Consider the following 13,207-nt stretch of genomic DNA (forward strand, 5'->3'; position numbering starts at 1 on the left):
GGCAACGGCAGTGCAGGGCGAAGAGAAAGTTACGGACATTGCGGAAGTCGAAGTTGAAGAAGAGGTAAAACCCGAACCGACGCCGGAGCTTACGAGTGTAACAGTAACGGCAGAGAGCAAGAAAGTGAAAGTCGGAGAGGAAACGACAGTAACAGCAAAAGTTGATCCGACAGATGCAAAAGATGTTACAATTATATGGACAACATCTGATGAGACGGTGCTCAAAGTAGATGAAGCAGGAAAAGTAACAGCGCTGAAAGTCGGAAAAGCAACGATCACGGCAACGGCAGTGCAGGGTGAAAAGAAAGTTAAAGTTACGGACAGTGTGGAAATTGAAGTTGAAGAAGAAACTGCGACTCCTACTCCAAATCCAGATCCACAGCCGACACCGGAGAAGAATGACGGAGCAGTTCAAACAGGAGATAATGTTTCTCCGATGCTGTATGCAGGAGCAGCAATGACAGCCGCGGCAGTACTTGCTTTGATTCAGAGAAAGAGAAGAAAAGGATAGAAAGTACATTATCCTTTGTACACTGCGGATAGGAAAAGCAAAGAAAAAGTGCTAAGATAAAAGAAAAGACTGTATATCAAACAGAAGAAATTCTTGTAAGATATACAGTCTTTTTTGCAACGTTAATTTGTTGTATTAAAGTTTAACTCAAGATGACTGGAATAGATCGATTTATTTTTAGTAGAATAGATGGATCTATTTTTTAATGTACGGAAGTATGTGAAGCAAGTACATGATCTATAATGCGGATCGTATCAAGCGAATATTGTAGGTATTCGTGCTCGATTCCATTGTTTTCAACAAGTGAAAGAAAATTTTTTATTTCATAAATCATATTGTTGTTTACAGGTGAATAAGGCAGTATTTCTTTGATTCCACCGTTGATCGGATCACGAGAGCCTTCCCGCAGTCTGAGTTCTATTTGTGTCGGATGACTTATGTAGTCGATCAGGATAGAACCGTTTTCTCCTTGAATGACGCTCGGACGATAGGAAACCGTAACTTTGGAATAGATTGCTTCTGCGATCATATCGGGATATTCCATCAGAACAATGCCGCTGCATTCAAAATTGTTTTCCAATGAGGAAGACATAGAATGAATGTTTTTAGGTGTACCGAAAAGGCGGACAAGGGAATGAATACAATAAACTCCGATGTCTGATACAGCGGCGTTTCCGAGTGCAGGATTAAATGCATTTTCTATAATTCCGTCTTTGAAACGATCATAGCGGCTTGAATACTGGCAAAATTCAAAAGATGCTCTTCGAATTTTTCCAATGCGGGGAAGCGCGTTTTTGATCATATCAAATGCGGGATCAAAATCGGGACGCATTGCTTCTAAAAGGACAACGTGTATTTTTTTTGGCACACTCGATCATGGAAAGAGCCTCTTGTTCATTTGATGCCATTACTTTTTCACAGAGTACATGCTTTTTCTTTTCCATTGCTTTTATAGATTGAGAGCAGTGTGCAAAATTAGGAGAAGCCACGTATACTGCGTCGATCGGTGAATCAAGAAACTGTTCATAGTCAGTGAATACAGTGGGAATATTATGTCTTTCGGCAAAATGATTTCCTGTGTCAGCGGATCTGGAATATACAGCGTACAGCTCTATCCCGTCAACCTGCGCAGCGGCATCGCAAAAATCATCACTTATAAAGTTTGTTCCGATAATACCTATTTTTAAAGTCATTTGTATCCTCCTTCTTTATTTTGGAATATTTTTATATTTTTTGATTTCTTTCTTTGCTCAACTGAAAAATTCGGCTGCAGCTTTGATAAAATAGTCGGTATCGTATACTCCTGCCGTCTCGTAGGGAGAATGCATGGCAAGCTGAGGCAGCCCGATATCGACTGTGTCGACTGCAACTTGGGTGTTAGATATATTTCCGAGAGTTGATCCTCCTGCCATGTCGGAACGGTTGACAAATGTTTGGACAGGAACATTGACTGTGCGGCACAGATCACGAAATACCGCAGAAGAAAATCCGTCTGTGCAGTATTTTTGATTTGCGTTAAATTTAATGACGATCCCACCGTTTAGATACGGATGATTGACCGGATCAGAGCAGTCTTGATGATTCGGATGGATCGCATGAGCATTGTCTGCGGAAATCATAAAGCTGTCTGCAAGCCGAATAAGGTAGTCTTCATCAGAAAGTCCGAGACAGGAGTTAGTGCGGGTAAGTGTGTCATATAAAAATGTAGATGCAGCTCCCTGTTTTGTCTGACTTCCAACTTCTTCGTTATCCAGAACGGAGAGAATCGGCATATAAGTTTGTTTTTGTCCTGCAAGAAATCCTTCAACAGAGGCAAACACACATTGCAGATCATCAAGCCGCGGAGCAGATACAAATTCGTTGGAAGCGCCCCATATGCTTGCTTTTTGTCTGTTGTAAAGAAAGAGGTCATGTCCGAGAATGTCCTGTTCGGACACTTCGGCTGCATCGGCGATTTGTTTCATAAAAGTGTCTTTTGCAGAAAGATTGCCGTAAAGAGGAAGCAGATCTTTTTGTGGATTATATTGATATCCGCTGTTAATATCTCTATTCATATGAATTGCGAGATTTGGAATTAAAACAAGATCTCTGTCGATGTTTATTAATTTCGATTGTAATTTATTTGTTTCTTTATCTTTAATAATCACTCTTCCGGCAATAGAAAGCGGACGATCGAGCCAAGGTGCGTAAATCATTCCTCCATAGCGTTCTACATTTAGTTTGACATAGTGATGACCGCATTCCATTTCGGGATTTTCTTTGATTTTAAAAGTCGGTGAATCACTGTGGCTTGCGATAATACGCATTCCTGCAAGTGGATTTTCGGGAATGGAAAATGCGATCAGTGATGAATTATTTCGTGTCACAAAATAATTTCCTCCGGCAGTTATGTGCCAGTGTTTGTTCTCACACAATTCCGAGAAATTATTTTTTAAAAGAAGAAATTTAATTGTTTCTACCGTATGAAAAGCTGATGGGCTGTTTTCAATAAATTGGATAAGCTTTTCACTTGTTGTTTTTGAATTCATAAAATCGGCTCCTTTTATATCTTCTCTGATGTTTTCAGAATATAAGTCGCGATGCCTTCTGTCAAGGGAAAAGAGGGAATTGATTTGATCCGATGATTTTCATATAATAAGACAAACAGAAATGAAAGGTCGAAGTATTGTAGTAGGGAGTTGATAAAATGAGAATTTTGCTTGCGGAAGATGAAAAGGACCTGAACAAAATTATAACAGCGCGTCTGAAAGATGAGTATTATAGTGTGGATTCATGTTTTGACGGGAAGGAAGCCGAGGAATATTTGACTGCCGTAAAATACGATGCGGTAATTCTTGATATTATGATGCCGAAAAAAGACGGATTATCCGTTTTGAAGGAAATGAGGAGGAAAAAGGATTCTACACCGGTTATATTACTGACTGCAAAAGACAGTGTGGAAGATCGGGTGGCAGGGCTTGACGCAGGTGCAAATGATTATCTTGTAAAGCCGTTTGCATTTGAAGAGCTGCTTGCCCGGGTACGGGTGCTTTTGAGAAAGCCGGAGGAAATGCCGAAAACATGTTACACGATTGCGGATCTGGAAGTACATCTTGATACGCATAAAGTAATAAGAGGTAAAGAAGAAATCAGACTTTCGGGAAAAGAGTTTGCGCTGCTGAGATATATGGTCCAAAATGCGGGAATTGTTCTTTCACGAGACAGATTGGAGCAGCATCTGTGGAATTATGACTATATGGGAAGTTCAAATGTTATAGATGTGTATATCCGGTATTTGAGGAAAAAAATTGATGACGGAAGAGAGAAAAAACTCATTCATACAGTAAGAGGAGTCGGTTATGTGTTAAAGGAGGAAGAATGAAAAAAGTTTCTTTAAAGATAAAATTAACTCTTTTATATACGATATTTATTCTTGTGGTTGTCGGAACGGTTCTTGGAATATTGTTTTCTTTGAGTGGACGTGAGATACTTGCGTCTACGAAAATGTCACTGGAAAGAAGAGTAGAGGAGAGTCTGGAAGAAATTGAAATGCAGGACGGAGAATTAAAAATTGATTCGGATTTTTATTCTGTGGAAAACGGAGTCTATCTTTCCATGTATGACTCAACCGGATATTTTTTATATGGAAAGATTCCCGGGGGATTCGATCGGCAGCCGGACTTTTTGGATGGAGAAGTAAGAGAGATTAAAGATAAGGCAGGAGAAGAAGACTGGTATATATACGATCTTTTTTTCAGACCGGGAGAAGGTAAGGAGATATATGTACGCGGAGTGATATCTGTGACGGAATCGGAGGAGAGTTTTCAGACGATACTTCGCATCGCGTTTATTCTTCTTCCGCTGCTTGCCGCAGCGACAGCGTTCGTAGGATATCGCTTCACAAAAAGAACGCTTAAGCCTGTGAAAGATATTACGGATACTGTGTGTAAGATACGGATGGATGCGGATCTTTCGAGAAGAATTGACAATATCGATACAGTAAGAGAAACAAAGGAAAAGAGATACAAAAAAAACAGAGATGAGATTTATATCCTTGCGGAGACGTTTAACGAGATGCTGGATGAGCTGGAAGCCGTGTTTAAAAGAGAAAAGCAGTTCACTTCGGACGTTTCGCATGAATTAAGAACGCCGATAAGCGTTATGATGGCTCAGTGCGGTCAGCTTTTAAAAGATGAAGCGTTAAAGCCAAAGCAAAAAGCACAGGTGAAACTGATCGAACAGAAAGCGGAAAATATGTCAGATCTGATCGCGCAGCTTCTGTTTTTATCAAGAGCCGATCAGGGGCGTCAGCAGATCGAGAAAGAAAACGTTAATTTAAGTGAACTGACGGAAATGATCGTCGGTGAACAACAGTTTCTTGCTGAATCAAAAGGAAACGCCGGTCAGATCATATGTCACATTGAACCTGAAATATGGGCGGAAGTTGATGAGACGCTGTACATTAGAATGATGATAAATCTTCTGTCTAATGCGCTGCGATACGGGGAAGGACGGGATATAGAAGTGAGTTTATCCGTGCATAATGATTCGGATATTATCGGAAAAGTAAAAGATCATGGCATCGGCATTTCAAAGGGGGATATTCCTCATATATGGGAACGGTTTTATCGTGCGGATAAATCCAGAACAGGAGGAAGTCACTGCGGGCTCGGTTTGTCTATGGTGAAATGGATCGCAGAGGCACATGGAGGAAGTGTAGAAGTTGTCAGTAAAGAAGGCGAAGGAAGTGAGTTTGTTTTTCATTTAAGAAAATCGAAGTCATGACAGGACAATGTAAATTTGTTTTCGTTCTTTAATGTTATTTTAATCTTTTTGGGATATAGTAATCTCATCAAAGAAAATAAAGGCATAAACCGAAGTTTGGAATCGAATGTTTTCAAAGTAAAAGTAAATGCTGATGTGAAATAAAGAAAGGAGAATAGAAATGAAAAAATTTACAAAAATAGCAACGGTAGCAGTGATGACTATGGTGACAGCAGGTGTATTTGCAGGGTGTGGACTAAAAGGCGGCAAAGATATCGGAAAAGAAGCGGCATTGGAAGCGGCATTGGCTGATGCGGGAGTAAGAGAATCAGATACGACCCGTCTGAGAGTGTCTTCGGAAATCGACGATGGCAGGAAAGTATATGAAGTGCGGTTTGACGTAGAAGGAACAGAGTATGATTATGAAATAAGCGGAAGAGACGGTCAAATATTAAGCGCAGATACAGAGCGGATTTCAACTGTAGATACAACAGACAGAGCAGGCACAACAGATACAGCGGGCACAGCGGATACAGCAGGCACAACAGATAAAGAAAAAAGCGGAAATTCTCAAAATAATGCGGAAGCTTTGGGGATCAGTATAGAGGAAGCAGAGAAGATCGCATTGGAAAGAGTTCCGGGGGCATCGGAAAACGATATTCGCATTCAATCAGACTACGATGACGGAAAATATAAATACGAAGGCGATATCATTTATGACGGGAAAGAGTATGAGTTTGAAATAGATGCGTCTACAGGAACGATTCTTGAGTGGAGTGAGGAACGATACTGATCAAAGGAAAATTGTGATTAGATGTGATAAAAAAGACGATAAAAAATATTTTCGGAGTATCGGAATAAAAGAAAGAGAGAAGAGAATATAATTCAGAAAGAATGAAAAATGAATCATAGACAGCGGAGAAGTGTATGAATTATCTATGGGCAGGCATGATTTTGATCGGAATTATATTCGGAGCGTTTAACGGCAGGATGGAAGTTATTACAAATGCCGCGCTCGATTCTTCAAAAGAAGCGGTGACACTTTGTATTACGATGATAGGGATTATGTCGTTTTGGTGTGGGATCATGGAGATTGCGGCACAGGCAGGGATCATCGGAAGTGCGGCAAAAAAAATGCGTCCGGTGATCCGTTTTCTTTTTCCTGATCTGCCGAAAGAACATAAAGCGCAGGAGCATATTACAACAAATTTTATTGCGAATATCCTCGGTCTTGGGTGGGCGGCAACTCCGGCAGGATTAAAGGCGATGAAAGAACTTGAAACATTGGAAGAGGAAAGGCGGGCAGGAAAAGCGCCCGGTCCGGTGAGGCGCAAGGGAGTCGCAAGTAATGAAATGTGTACGTTTTTGATCATGAATATTTCTTCTCTTCAGTTGATCCCGATGAACGTGATCGCATATCGAAGTCAGTATGGAAGCGCGAACCCGGCGGCAATCGTAGGCGCGGGGATTTTAGCTACGGTGGCAAGTACGGGGGCTGCAGTCATATTCTGCAAAATAGCGGAGCAAAGGCGAAAGAAATCTGGTATAATCAAGGAGAGCAGATATCCGGTAAAGAACAGGAAATCTGCATAAAAAACAGTATGTGTAAGATCGTATCCGCTGCAGACAGTACGGGTGTGTGAAGGGAGAATGTATGGACAAAAGATATAGTGAAGAGGAAAAAGATACAAGAGAAGAATTGAAAAAGGAAATTAAAAGAGAAATAAAGAAACAAAATAGGAAACTCAAAATTAAGATTCCGTGGAAAATTCAAAAGATACTTATTATTATAGCGATTATCGCGCTTGCGGGAGGCGCGGGAGCGATCGGTATGAAACGCTATATTACTCATGAAAGCCAGACGACCAAACTTGGGTTTGAAGATATCGGGGAGTTGGCGACACAGGAGGCAAATTGCACAGAAGTAAATGTTACCGAAGATGTAAGAAAATTGTTCGGTATTGACATTCCGTTTACGCAGAGTAAATATATCTATAGTTACAATGTGATCGTAAAGGCGGGATATGATTTTGGCGAGATTCGATATGAAGTAAAAAAAGATTCTATCAAAGTGAAACTTCCTGAAGTCAGAATCTTAAGTTCGCAGGTTGATGAAGATTCGTTTCGTGTATATCATGAGAAGGAAAGCATTTTCAATCAGATCCGTCTGGAAGAGAATAACGCGGCGTTTGCCAAACTAAAAGAACAGGCCGAAAAAGACGCGGTGGCAAACGGGCTTTATGAGAATGCAAGAAGTAATGCAAAGACGATCCTGAAAGGATACTTTGCTCAGGCATATGATTTAGATGATTATAAAATCACATTTGAAGGAGGAGAAGGAGGGAATACAAATGAAAAATAAAATCTTGCTTGTACTCGGGATCATAGCCGCTGCAATCGCCATATTTTATTTTATATTATTTTTGACGGCATAGGAAAGAGAGTTCGTCGAGAAGACGTTGATTGTCTTTGCTGTCCATAACACAAAACCGGATAAATTCTCCGTCTAAACTTTTGAAGGAAGAACAATCGCGGATCATAAGACCGTTTTTGACGCAGTGAGTAAATACGTCAAAGGCGGTCGTTTCTTTTTGGAGAAGTTTTACAAGCAGAAAGTTAGCGTATGGCTTATATGTTTTATAAGCAGGCTGCTCTTTTAAAGCAGAGTACATTTTTTCCCGTTCGGAAAGAATGAGACGGCGGGTCTGTCTGATATATTCTTCGTCTTTCAGCATGAGTTCTCCGGCAAAAGCGCCGAGGCTGTTCAAAGACCAGGGAATCTGCTTTTCTTTCATTGCTTTTAAAAACGGCATGTTACCCGTGATACCATAACCTAAGCGGACTCCGGGCGCTGCAAAAAATTTTGACACGCCTCGTAAAACCATTAGATTTTTGAATGTTTTCGTAAAAGGTACTGCTGTGACGTCTTCGATAACAGGGGCAAATTCAACATAAGTCTCATCTATCATGACAAAGATGTCATGCTGTTCGCAAAATGTAAGAAGACGTTCCATATCAGATCGGAGAATGGCAGATGACGTAGGATTGTTCGGATTACATATGATAAGAAAATCATAACTTCCGGCAAGGAGCGACTGACAGAGAAAATCTACATTTAAAATAAACTCATCAGTTTCTTTTAAAAGAAACTCGTTGCATTTGCTATTTGAAAGTGACAACTCTCTGGAGTATTCCGAATAGGTTGGTCCAAGGAGAAGGGTGCGCTTTGGGGCGCGTGTTTCGATTAAAAGAGAGATAAGTTCACTCGAGCCGTTCCCGGGCAGTACGTAGTCTGCGGGAACGCCGCAGTATTCTGAAACGGTATTCCGAAGAGATTGATAGTCACGGTCGGGATAAGAGGAAAGAAGATCCAAATGGGATGCAAGAACCTGTTTTACATGGGTGGAGATACCGATAGGATTTACATTTGCGCCGAAGTTGACGATATCCTCCTGATTAAGATGATAGTATTCACATATTTTTTCGATATCGCTTCCGTGGAAAACAGGTTTTGTATTCATAGCATTTCCTTCCTGATGATTAAAAAAGTAATAATAACAGTAAAATATTAACGTGCAAAAAATAAAGCGTTTGTCTTGCCGGGCATCTTATTAAGCGTTTCGAGCTTCTTTTAATGCAATGGCAAGCTGATCCGGACAAGAGGTCGGTTTGAATCCGCACCGGATGCCTTCAATGCGCGAGATCGCCTCATCTACATCCATACCTTCGATGAGGTGAGAAATTCCCTGAAGATTCCCGCTGCATCCTCCGACAAAAGATACGTTTCTTACTTTATTGTCCACGATGTCAAAATGAATAAGACGTGAGCAGACGCCCTTTGGTTTGTATTCCATGATTTTACCTCCTGAAAACAGATTTCTTCATTTTTATAAAAGGAATTATAACAAACAGAGGAAGAAAATACAAATTTTGTGCGTCTGTTTTCGAGAAAAGTCGACATGAGTGCAGTCGGTTGAAAATCGAACGGGAACAGAAAGGAAGAAAGAGAAAAACAAGGGAGACGTATTTATACATATTACAGTCAGAGAGAGAGGATGCTTGCAGTTGAGAGGAAAAATAAAAAGTATATCTAAAACAGTATGAGATGATCTGCAAAAAAATGCGCGGCACGAAAAAAAGGAGAAAGAAGAAAATCGGGAAACCTACAAAAGAAAAGGCTGCGCGGTGTAGAAAAATGTAGAACGGTTTTTGCGGACAAGACAGAAATCCTGCCTTATAATGGCTACAAACACAAGCGGACGTTGACAGACGGGGCGTGTGAAAGATAAAAAAACAGGAGGGCTTGTTATGCTTGAGACAATGATGGTAAGTTCCGGATCGGTCATGTATGTGATGGCGGCAGTCGGGATACTTGGGGTGCTGGCAAAGATCGTAAACCGGATGACCTTGTACAGATTGATAAAAGCGGCTGGAAATATGCCGAAAAGTACGCATAAGCTGATGAAACTTGTAAAGGCAAAATACGAACATGCCTGTATGGCGCATGAGTCTGTGGAAAATGTCGGTGTATTTGTAGAAAAATATATCTATGAATACAGAGGATTTTTGTTTCGGATACACACATGGCGTCAGATCGAGCTGTTGTCTGTTTGGTTTGTCGGTATTTTAGCGGTGATCGGCGCGGCGCTTTCTTACATGGAAGGCGGACTTACGGAAACGGTTTATCAGTACATAGCAGGCGGGGCGGCGGAAGCGGTGCTTCTTATGGTGATCATTCGTATGTCGGACGAGCCGTATAAGATAAAAGCGATTAAAATGTATATGGTCGATTATTTGGAAAATGTATGCGCTGTCAGGGTAAGAAGACAGAACAGGAAAGAAAAAGAATTTATTGACGTAATCCCGTCAGAAAATGTAAATGGAGGTGGAAAAGTAAAAGAACAAAAAACATTTGCCGGGGCGGACGATAAGAAAGAAGGAGCGTCTGCCGGTACAGTACCGGTGCAGGAGAACAGGGCAGATAGAAAGGAAAACGCAAAAGGCGCCGCAACAATGCAGGAGACGGAGTATGAACAATGGCGGGCGCAGGCAGTCAGAGAGATTTTAGATGAGACAGGGAGCAGTATGGTAGAGAAACGGCTTCCTATTAATATCGAAGGCGAGCCGCAAGAGAGAAAGAAAGCGGAAAAGCTCAGTCAAAATGTCGGCAGAGGAGGGGGAGAACACGAACCGGACAGCGGGCATCCGCAGATCAGAGAGGAGACGATACGGCAAATACTGGAGGAATTTCTTGCTTAGGAAGTGTATATTTGTTAAAATAAGAGTATATGGCGGAGAGTAATTCTGCCGGATCTATAAAACAGACAAAAGATAAATCATAAAATAAGTATCAGAGAGGATGGATTGTGATGAGCAAAGTAACATTTGATTATTCAAAGGCATGTGGTTTCGTACAGGATCATGAGATGCAGTATATGAGCGAACTGGCAGAGCAGGCAAAGGAAAAGCTGCTTGCAAGAACGGGCGCCGGAAACGACTTCCTCGGCTGGATCGATCTTCCGGTTGATTATGATAAAGATGAGTTTGACCGGATCAAAAAAGCGGCTGAGAAAATCAGAGAAGATTCGGAAGTGCTTCTTGTGATCGGAATCGGCGGATCTTATCTCGGAGCAAGAGCGGCAATCGAATTTCTCGGACACTCTTTTGCGAACGTTGTATCAAAAGAAGTGAGAAAATCTCCGGAGATTTATTATGTCGGCAACAGTATCAGCAGTACATATGTAAAAGATCTGATCGATGTGATCGGAGATCGTGATTTTTCAATCAATATGATCTCCAAATCGGGAACGACGACGGAACCGGCTATCGCTTTCCGCGTATTTAAAGAACTGTTGGAGAAAAAATACGGAAAAGAAGAGGCTGCAAAGAGGATTTACGCAACGACGGACAAAGCGAAAGGAGCGTTGAAAAATCTTGCCACAGAAGAAGGTTACGAGACATTCGTTGTGCCGGACGATGTAGGCGGTCGTTTCTCTGTTCTTACTGCAGTAGGTTTGCTGCCGATCGCGGTAAGCGGAGCGGATATCGACAAATTAATGGAAGGAGCGGCATCGGGAAGAAAGGCGGCTTTGGAAGCTGATTTTGAAAAGAATGGCGCAATGCAGTATGCGGCTGTCAGGAATATTCTTCTTCGTAAAGGAAAAACTGTGGAAGTGCTGGCAAACTACGAACCGAGTCTTCATTATGTATCCGAATGGTGGAAACAGCTTTACGGAGAGAGTGAAGGCAAGGATCAGAAAGGAATCTTTCCTGCATCTGTAGATCTTACGACAGATCTTCATTCTATGGGACAGTTTATTCAGGATGGAAACAGAATTCTTTTTGAGACGGTTCTTAATGTAGAAAAATCAAGAGCAGAGATTGTGATCAACGAAGAACCGGTAGATCTTGACGGATTGAATTATCTTGCCGGAAAAAATGTTGATTTCATTAACAAGAGTGCGATGAACGGAACGATCCTTGCGCATACGGACGGTAATGTGCCGAACCTTATGGTAAAGATTCCGGAGCAGAATGAGTTTTATCTCGGGGAATTGTTTTACTTTTTTGAATTTGCATGCGGAGTGAGCGGATATTTACTCGGCGTTAATCCGTTCAACCAGCCGGGTGTTGAAAGTTATAAGAAGAATATGTTCGCCCTGCTTGGAAAACCGGGATTTGAAAAAGAAAGAGAAGAACTGCTTAAGAGACTGTAGTTTTAAAATTTCTTGTTGGATTTCCGTAAATAGAGTATAATAATAAGCGGTCGGAATTACCGGCTGCTTATTTGCATTATAGAAACTATTCAAATATCAGAAAAACAGTTTTGGGGTGCGTTATGCACGGATGATACGATCAAGGAGGGTGCGTTATGTTAAGAATCGGAATGTTGACAAGCGGCGGAGACTGTCAGGCATTAAATGCGGCGATGCGCGGAGTTGTGAAAGGAATCTGCTCCAAACGGGACGATGTGGAGATCTACGGTTTTAAAGACGGATATAAAGGATTGATCTATGCGGACTTCAGTATGCTTACACCGAAAGATTTTTCCGGCATTCTTACAAGAGGCGGAACGATTCTCGGAACATCGAGACAGCCGTTTAAATTGATGAGAGTTCCTGATAAAGACGGGCTCGATAAAGTAGAGGCGATGAAGCATACATATCATAAGCTGAATCTGAACTGTCTTATTATTTTAGGAGGAAACGGAACGCATAAAACGGCAAATCTTCTTCGGGAAGAGGGATTGAATGTGATCACGCTTCCGAAGACGATCGATAACGATCTGTGGGGAACAGAAATGACATTCGGATTTCAGAGCGCGGTGGATATTGCGACAGATACGATTGACAGAATCCATACGACGGCAACGTCCCACAGCCGTGTATTTATTATAGAGGTAATGGGACACAAAGTAGGATATGTAACGCTTCATGCAGGTATAGCGGGCGGCGCGGATATTATCCTTCTTCCGGAAATCCCTTATGATATCAATGTGATCACAGATGTGATCAACAGACGGTCGAGAGAAGGAAAACCGTTTACGATTCTTGCGGTTGCGGAAGGTGCAATCTCGAAAGAGGATGCAAAACTGAAAAAGAAAGAATATAAAGAGAAGATCTCCAAGAGAAAATATCCGTCTATCGCATATGAGCTGGCAGAGCAGATCCAAGAAGCGACAGATAAGGAAGTAAGAATTACCGTTCCGGGACATACACAGCGCGGAGGTTCTCCGTGTGCATACGACCGTGTATTTGCAACTCGGGTCGGAGCAAAGGCGGCCGAGATGATACTGGAAGGAAAATACGGATATATGGTCGCTATGAGAGATGGCGAGACGACGGCAGTTCCGCTTGAAGAAGTGGCGGGAAAATTAAAGATGGTAGATCCGAAATGCGGATTGATCAAAGAAGCGAAAACAATAGGTATCAGTTTTGGCGATGAATAAACGAA

General features: G+C 41.6%; 14 protein-coding genes. 9 read left to right on the forward strand and 5 right to left on the reverse strand.

Features of this window, described 5'->3' with window-relative positions; all coding sequences use genetic code 11:
* The coding region (locus RUMTOR_RS11640; RefSeq protein WP_004848172.1) for an Ig-like domain-containing protein at positions 1-511 on the forward strand (511 nt) is incomplete at its 5' end.
* 202 nt (positions 512-713) lie between these two features.
* On the opposite strand, the gene RUMTOR_RS13570 is transcribed toward RUMTOR_RS11640, so the two are convergent.
* From RUMTOR_RS13570 to RUMTOR_RS11650, 3 genes are read right to left on the reverse strand one after another with little or no spacing between them, the layout of a single operon-like run.
* Entirely contained in the window at positions 714-1,343 is a 630-nt protein-coding gene (locus RUMTOR_RS13570; protein WP_004848175.1) for a Gfo/Idh/MocA family protein, read from the reverse strand.
* Positions 1,327-1,704 (reverse strand): Gfo/Idh/MocA family protein, encoded by a 378-nt coding sequence (locus tag RUMTOR_RS13575; protein ID WP_004848176.1) that lies wholly within the window; start codon positions 1,702-1,704, stop codon positions 1,327-1,329. Before RUMTOR_RS13575 ends, RUMTOR_RS13570 begins: the two co-directional genes overlap by 17 nt.
* Before the next feature lie 57 nt (positions 1,705-1,761).
* On the reverse strand, positions 1,762-3,039 hold the full coding sequence (locus RUMTOR_RS11650; protein WP_004848178.1) for a M18 family aminopeptidase: 1,278 nt from the start codon (positions 3,037-3,039) through the stop codon (positions 1,762-1,764).
* A gap of 158 nt (positions 3,040-3,197) precedes the next feature.
* On the opposite strand from RUMTOR_RS11650, the gene RUMTOR_RS11655 reads away from it, so the two are divergent.
* The 5 genes from RUMTOR_RS11655 (at position 3,198) to RUMTOR_RS11675 (ending at position 7,616) form a co-directional block, all read left to right on the forward strand.
* Complete coding sequence (locus tag RUMTOR_RS11655) at positions 3,198-3,872, forward strand: response regulator transcription factor (protein ID WP_004848180.1); 675 nt, start codon at positions 3,198-3,200, stop codon at positions 3,870-3,872.
* A complete protein-coding gene (locus tag RUMTOR_RS11660) occupies positions 3,869-5,275 on the forward strand; it encodes a sensor histidine kinase (protein WP_004848183.1) in 1,407 nt (468 codons plus the stop codon). Before RUMTOR_RS11655 ends, RUMTOR_RS11660 begins: the two co-directional genes overlap by 4 nt.
* Positions 5,276-5,435: 160 nt before the next feature.
* On the forward strand, positions 5,436-6,047 hold the full coding sequence (locus tag RUMTOR_RS11665) for a PepSY domain-containing protein (protein WP_004848186.1): 612 nt from the start codon (positions 5,436-5,438) through the stop codon (positions 6,045-6,047).
* Positions 6,048-6,181: 134 nt separating this feature from the next.
* Positions 6,182-6,847 (forward strand): nucleoside recognition protein, encoded by a 666-nt coding sequence (locus RUMTOR_RS11670; RefSeq protein WP_004848187.1) that lies wholly within the window; start codon positions 6,182-6,184, stop codon positions 6,845-6,847.
* A gap of 61 nt (positions 6,848-6,908) precedes the next feature.
* Entirely contained in the window at positions 6,909-7,616 is a 708-nt protein-coding gene (locus tag RUMTOR_RS11675) for a DUF4230 domain-containing protein (RefSeq protein ID WP_004848189.1), read from the forward strand.
* 55 nt (positions 7,617-7,671) lie between these two features.
* On the opposite strand, the gene RUMTOR_RS11680 is transcribed toward RUMTOR_RS11675, so the two are convergent.
* Entirely contained in the window at positions 7,672-8,775 is a 1,104-nt protein-coding gene (locus RUMTOR_RS11680; protein ID WP_004848190.1) for a pyridoxal phosphate-dependent aminotransferase, read from the reverse strand.
* A gap of 90 nt (positions 8,776-8,865) precedes the next feature.
* Complete coding sequence (locus tag RUMTOR_RS11685; protein ID WP_004848192.1) at positions 8,866-9,108, reverse strand: TIGR03905 family TSCPD domain-containing protein; 243 nt, start codon at positions 9,106-9,108, stop codon at positions 8,866-8,868.
* Positions 9,109-9,562: 454 nt separating this feature from the next.
* Between RUMTOR_RS11685 and RUMTOR_RS11690 the strand changes: the two genes are divergently transcribed.
* The 3 genes from RUMTOR_RS11690 (at position 9,563) to RUMTOR_RS11700 (ending at position 13,202) form a co-directional block, all read left to right on the forward strand.
* Complete coding sequence (locus RUMTOR_RS11690; RefSeq protein WP_004848199.1) at positions 9,563-10,513, forward strand: hypothetical protein; 951 nt, start codon at positions 9,563-9,565, stop codon at positions 10,511-10,513.
* Positions 10,514-10,620: 107 nt separating this feature from the next.
* Complete coding sequence (locus tag RUMTOR_RS11695) at positions 10,621-11,970, forward strand: glucose-6-phosphate isomerase (RefSeq protein WP_044929464.1); 1,350 nt, start codon at positions 10,621-10,623, stop codon at positions 11,968-11,970.
* A gap of 155 nt (positions 11,971-12,125) precedes the next feature.
* On the forward strand, positions 12,126-13,202 hold the full coding sequence (locus RUMTOR_RS11700) for a 6-phosphofructokinase (protein WP_004848203.1): 1,077 nt from the start codon (positions 12,126-12,128) through the stop codon (positions 13,200-13,202).
* Positions 13,203-13,207: the final 5 nt, after the last annotated feature.

The sequence above is a fragment of the [Ruminococcus] torques ATCC 27756 genome, from assembly GCF_000153925.1.
GTDB lineage: Bacteria > Bacillota > Clostridia > Lachnospirales > Lachnospiraceae > Mediterraneibacter > Mediterraneibacter torques.

Coding starts and splice junctions, on each gene's coding strand:
- RUMTOR_RS13570 (WP_004848175.1), bottom strand. CDS start 1,343: ATGCGTCCCGATTTTGATCCCGCATTTGATATGATCAAAAACGCGCTT.
- RUMTOR_RS13575 (WP_004848176.1), bottom strand. CDS start 1,704: ATGACTTTAAAAATAGGTATTATCGGAACAAACTTTATAAGTGATGAT.
- RUMTOR_RS11650 (WP_004848178.1), bottom strand. CDS start 3,039: ATGAATTCAAAAACAACAAGTGAAAAGCTTATCCAATTTATTGAAAAC.
- RUMTOR_RS11655 (WP_004848180.1), top strand. CDS start 3,198: ATGAGAATTTTGCTTGCGGAAGATGAAAAGGACCTGAACAAAATTATA.
- RUMTOR_RS11660 (WP_004848183.1), top strand. CDS start 3,869: ATGAAAAAAGTTTCTTTAAAGATAAAATTAACTCTTTTATATACGATA.
- RUMTOR_RS11665 (WP_004848186.1), top strand. CDS start 5,436: ATGAAAAAATTTACAAAAATAGCAACGGTAGCAGTGATGACTATGGTG.
- RUMTOR_RS11670 (WP_004848187.1), top strand. CDS start 6,182: ATGAATTATCTATGGGCAGGCATGATTTTGATCGGAATTATATTCGGA.
- RUMTOR_RS11675 (WP_004848189.1), top strand. CDS start 6,909: ATGGACAAAAGATATAGTGAAGAGGAAAAAGATACAAGAGAAGAATTG.
- RUMTOR_RS11680 (WP_004848190.1), bottom strand. CDS start 8,775: ATGAATACAAAACCTGTTTTCCACGGAAGCGATATCGAAAAAATATGT.
- RUMTOR_RS11685 (WP_004848192.1), bottom strand. CDS start 9,108: ATGGAATACAAACCAAAGGGCGTCTGCTCACGTCTTATTCATTTTGAC.
- RUMTOR_RS11690 (WP_004848199.1), top strand. CDS start 9,563: ATGCTTGAGACAATGATGGTAAGTTCCGGATCGGTCATGTATGTGATG.
- RUMTOR_RS11700 (WP_004848203.1), top strand. CDS start 12,126: ATGTTAAGAATCGGAATGTTGACAAGCGGCGGAGACTGTCAGGCATTA.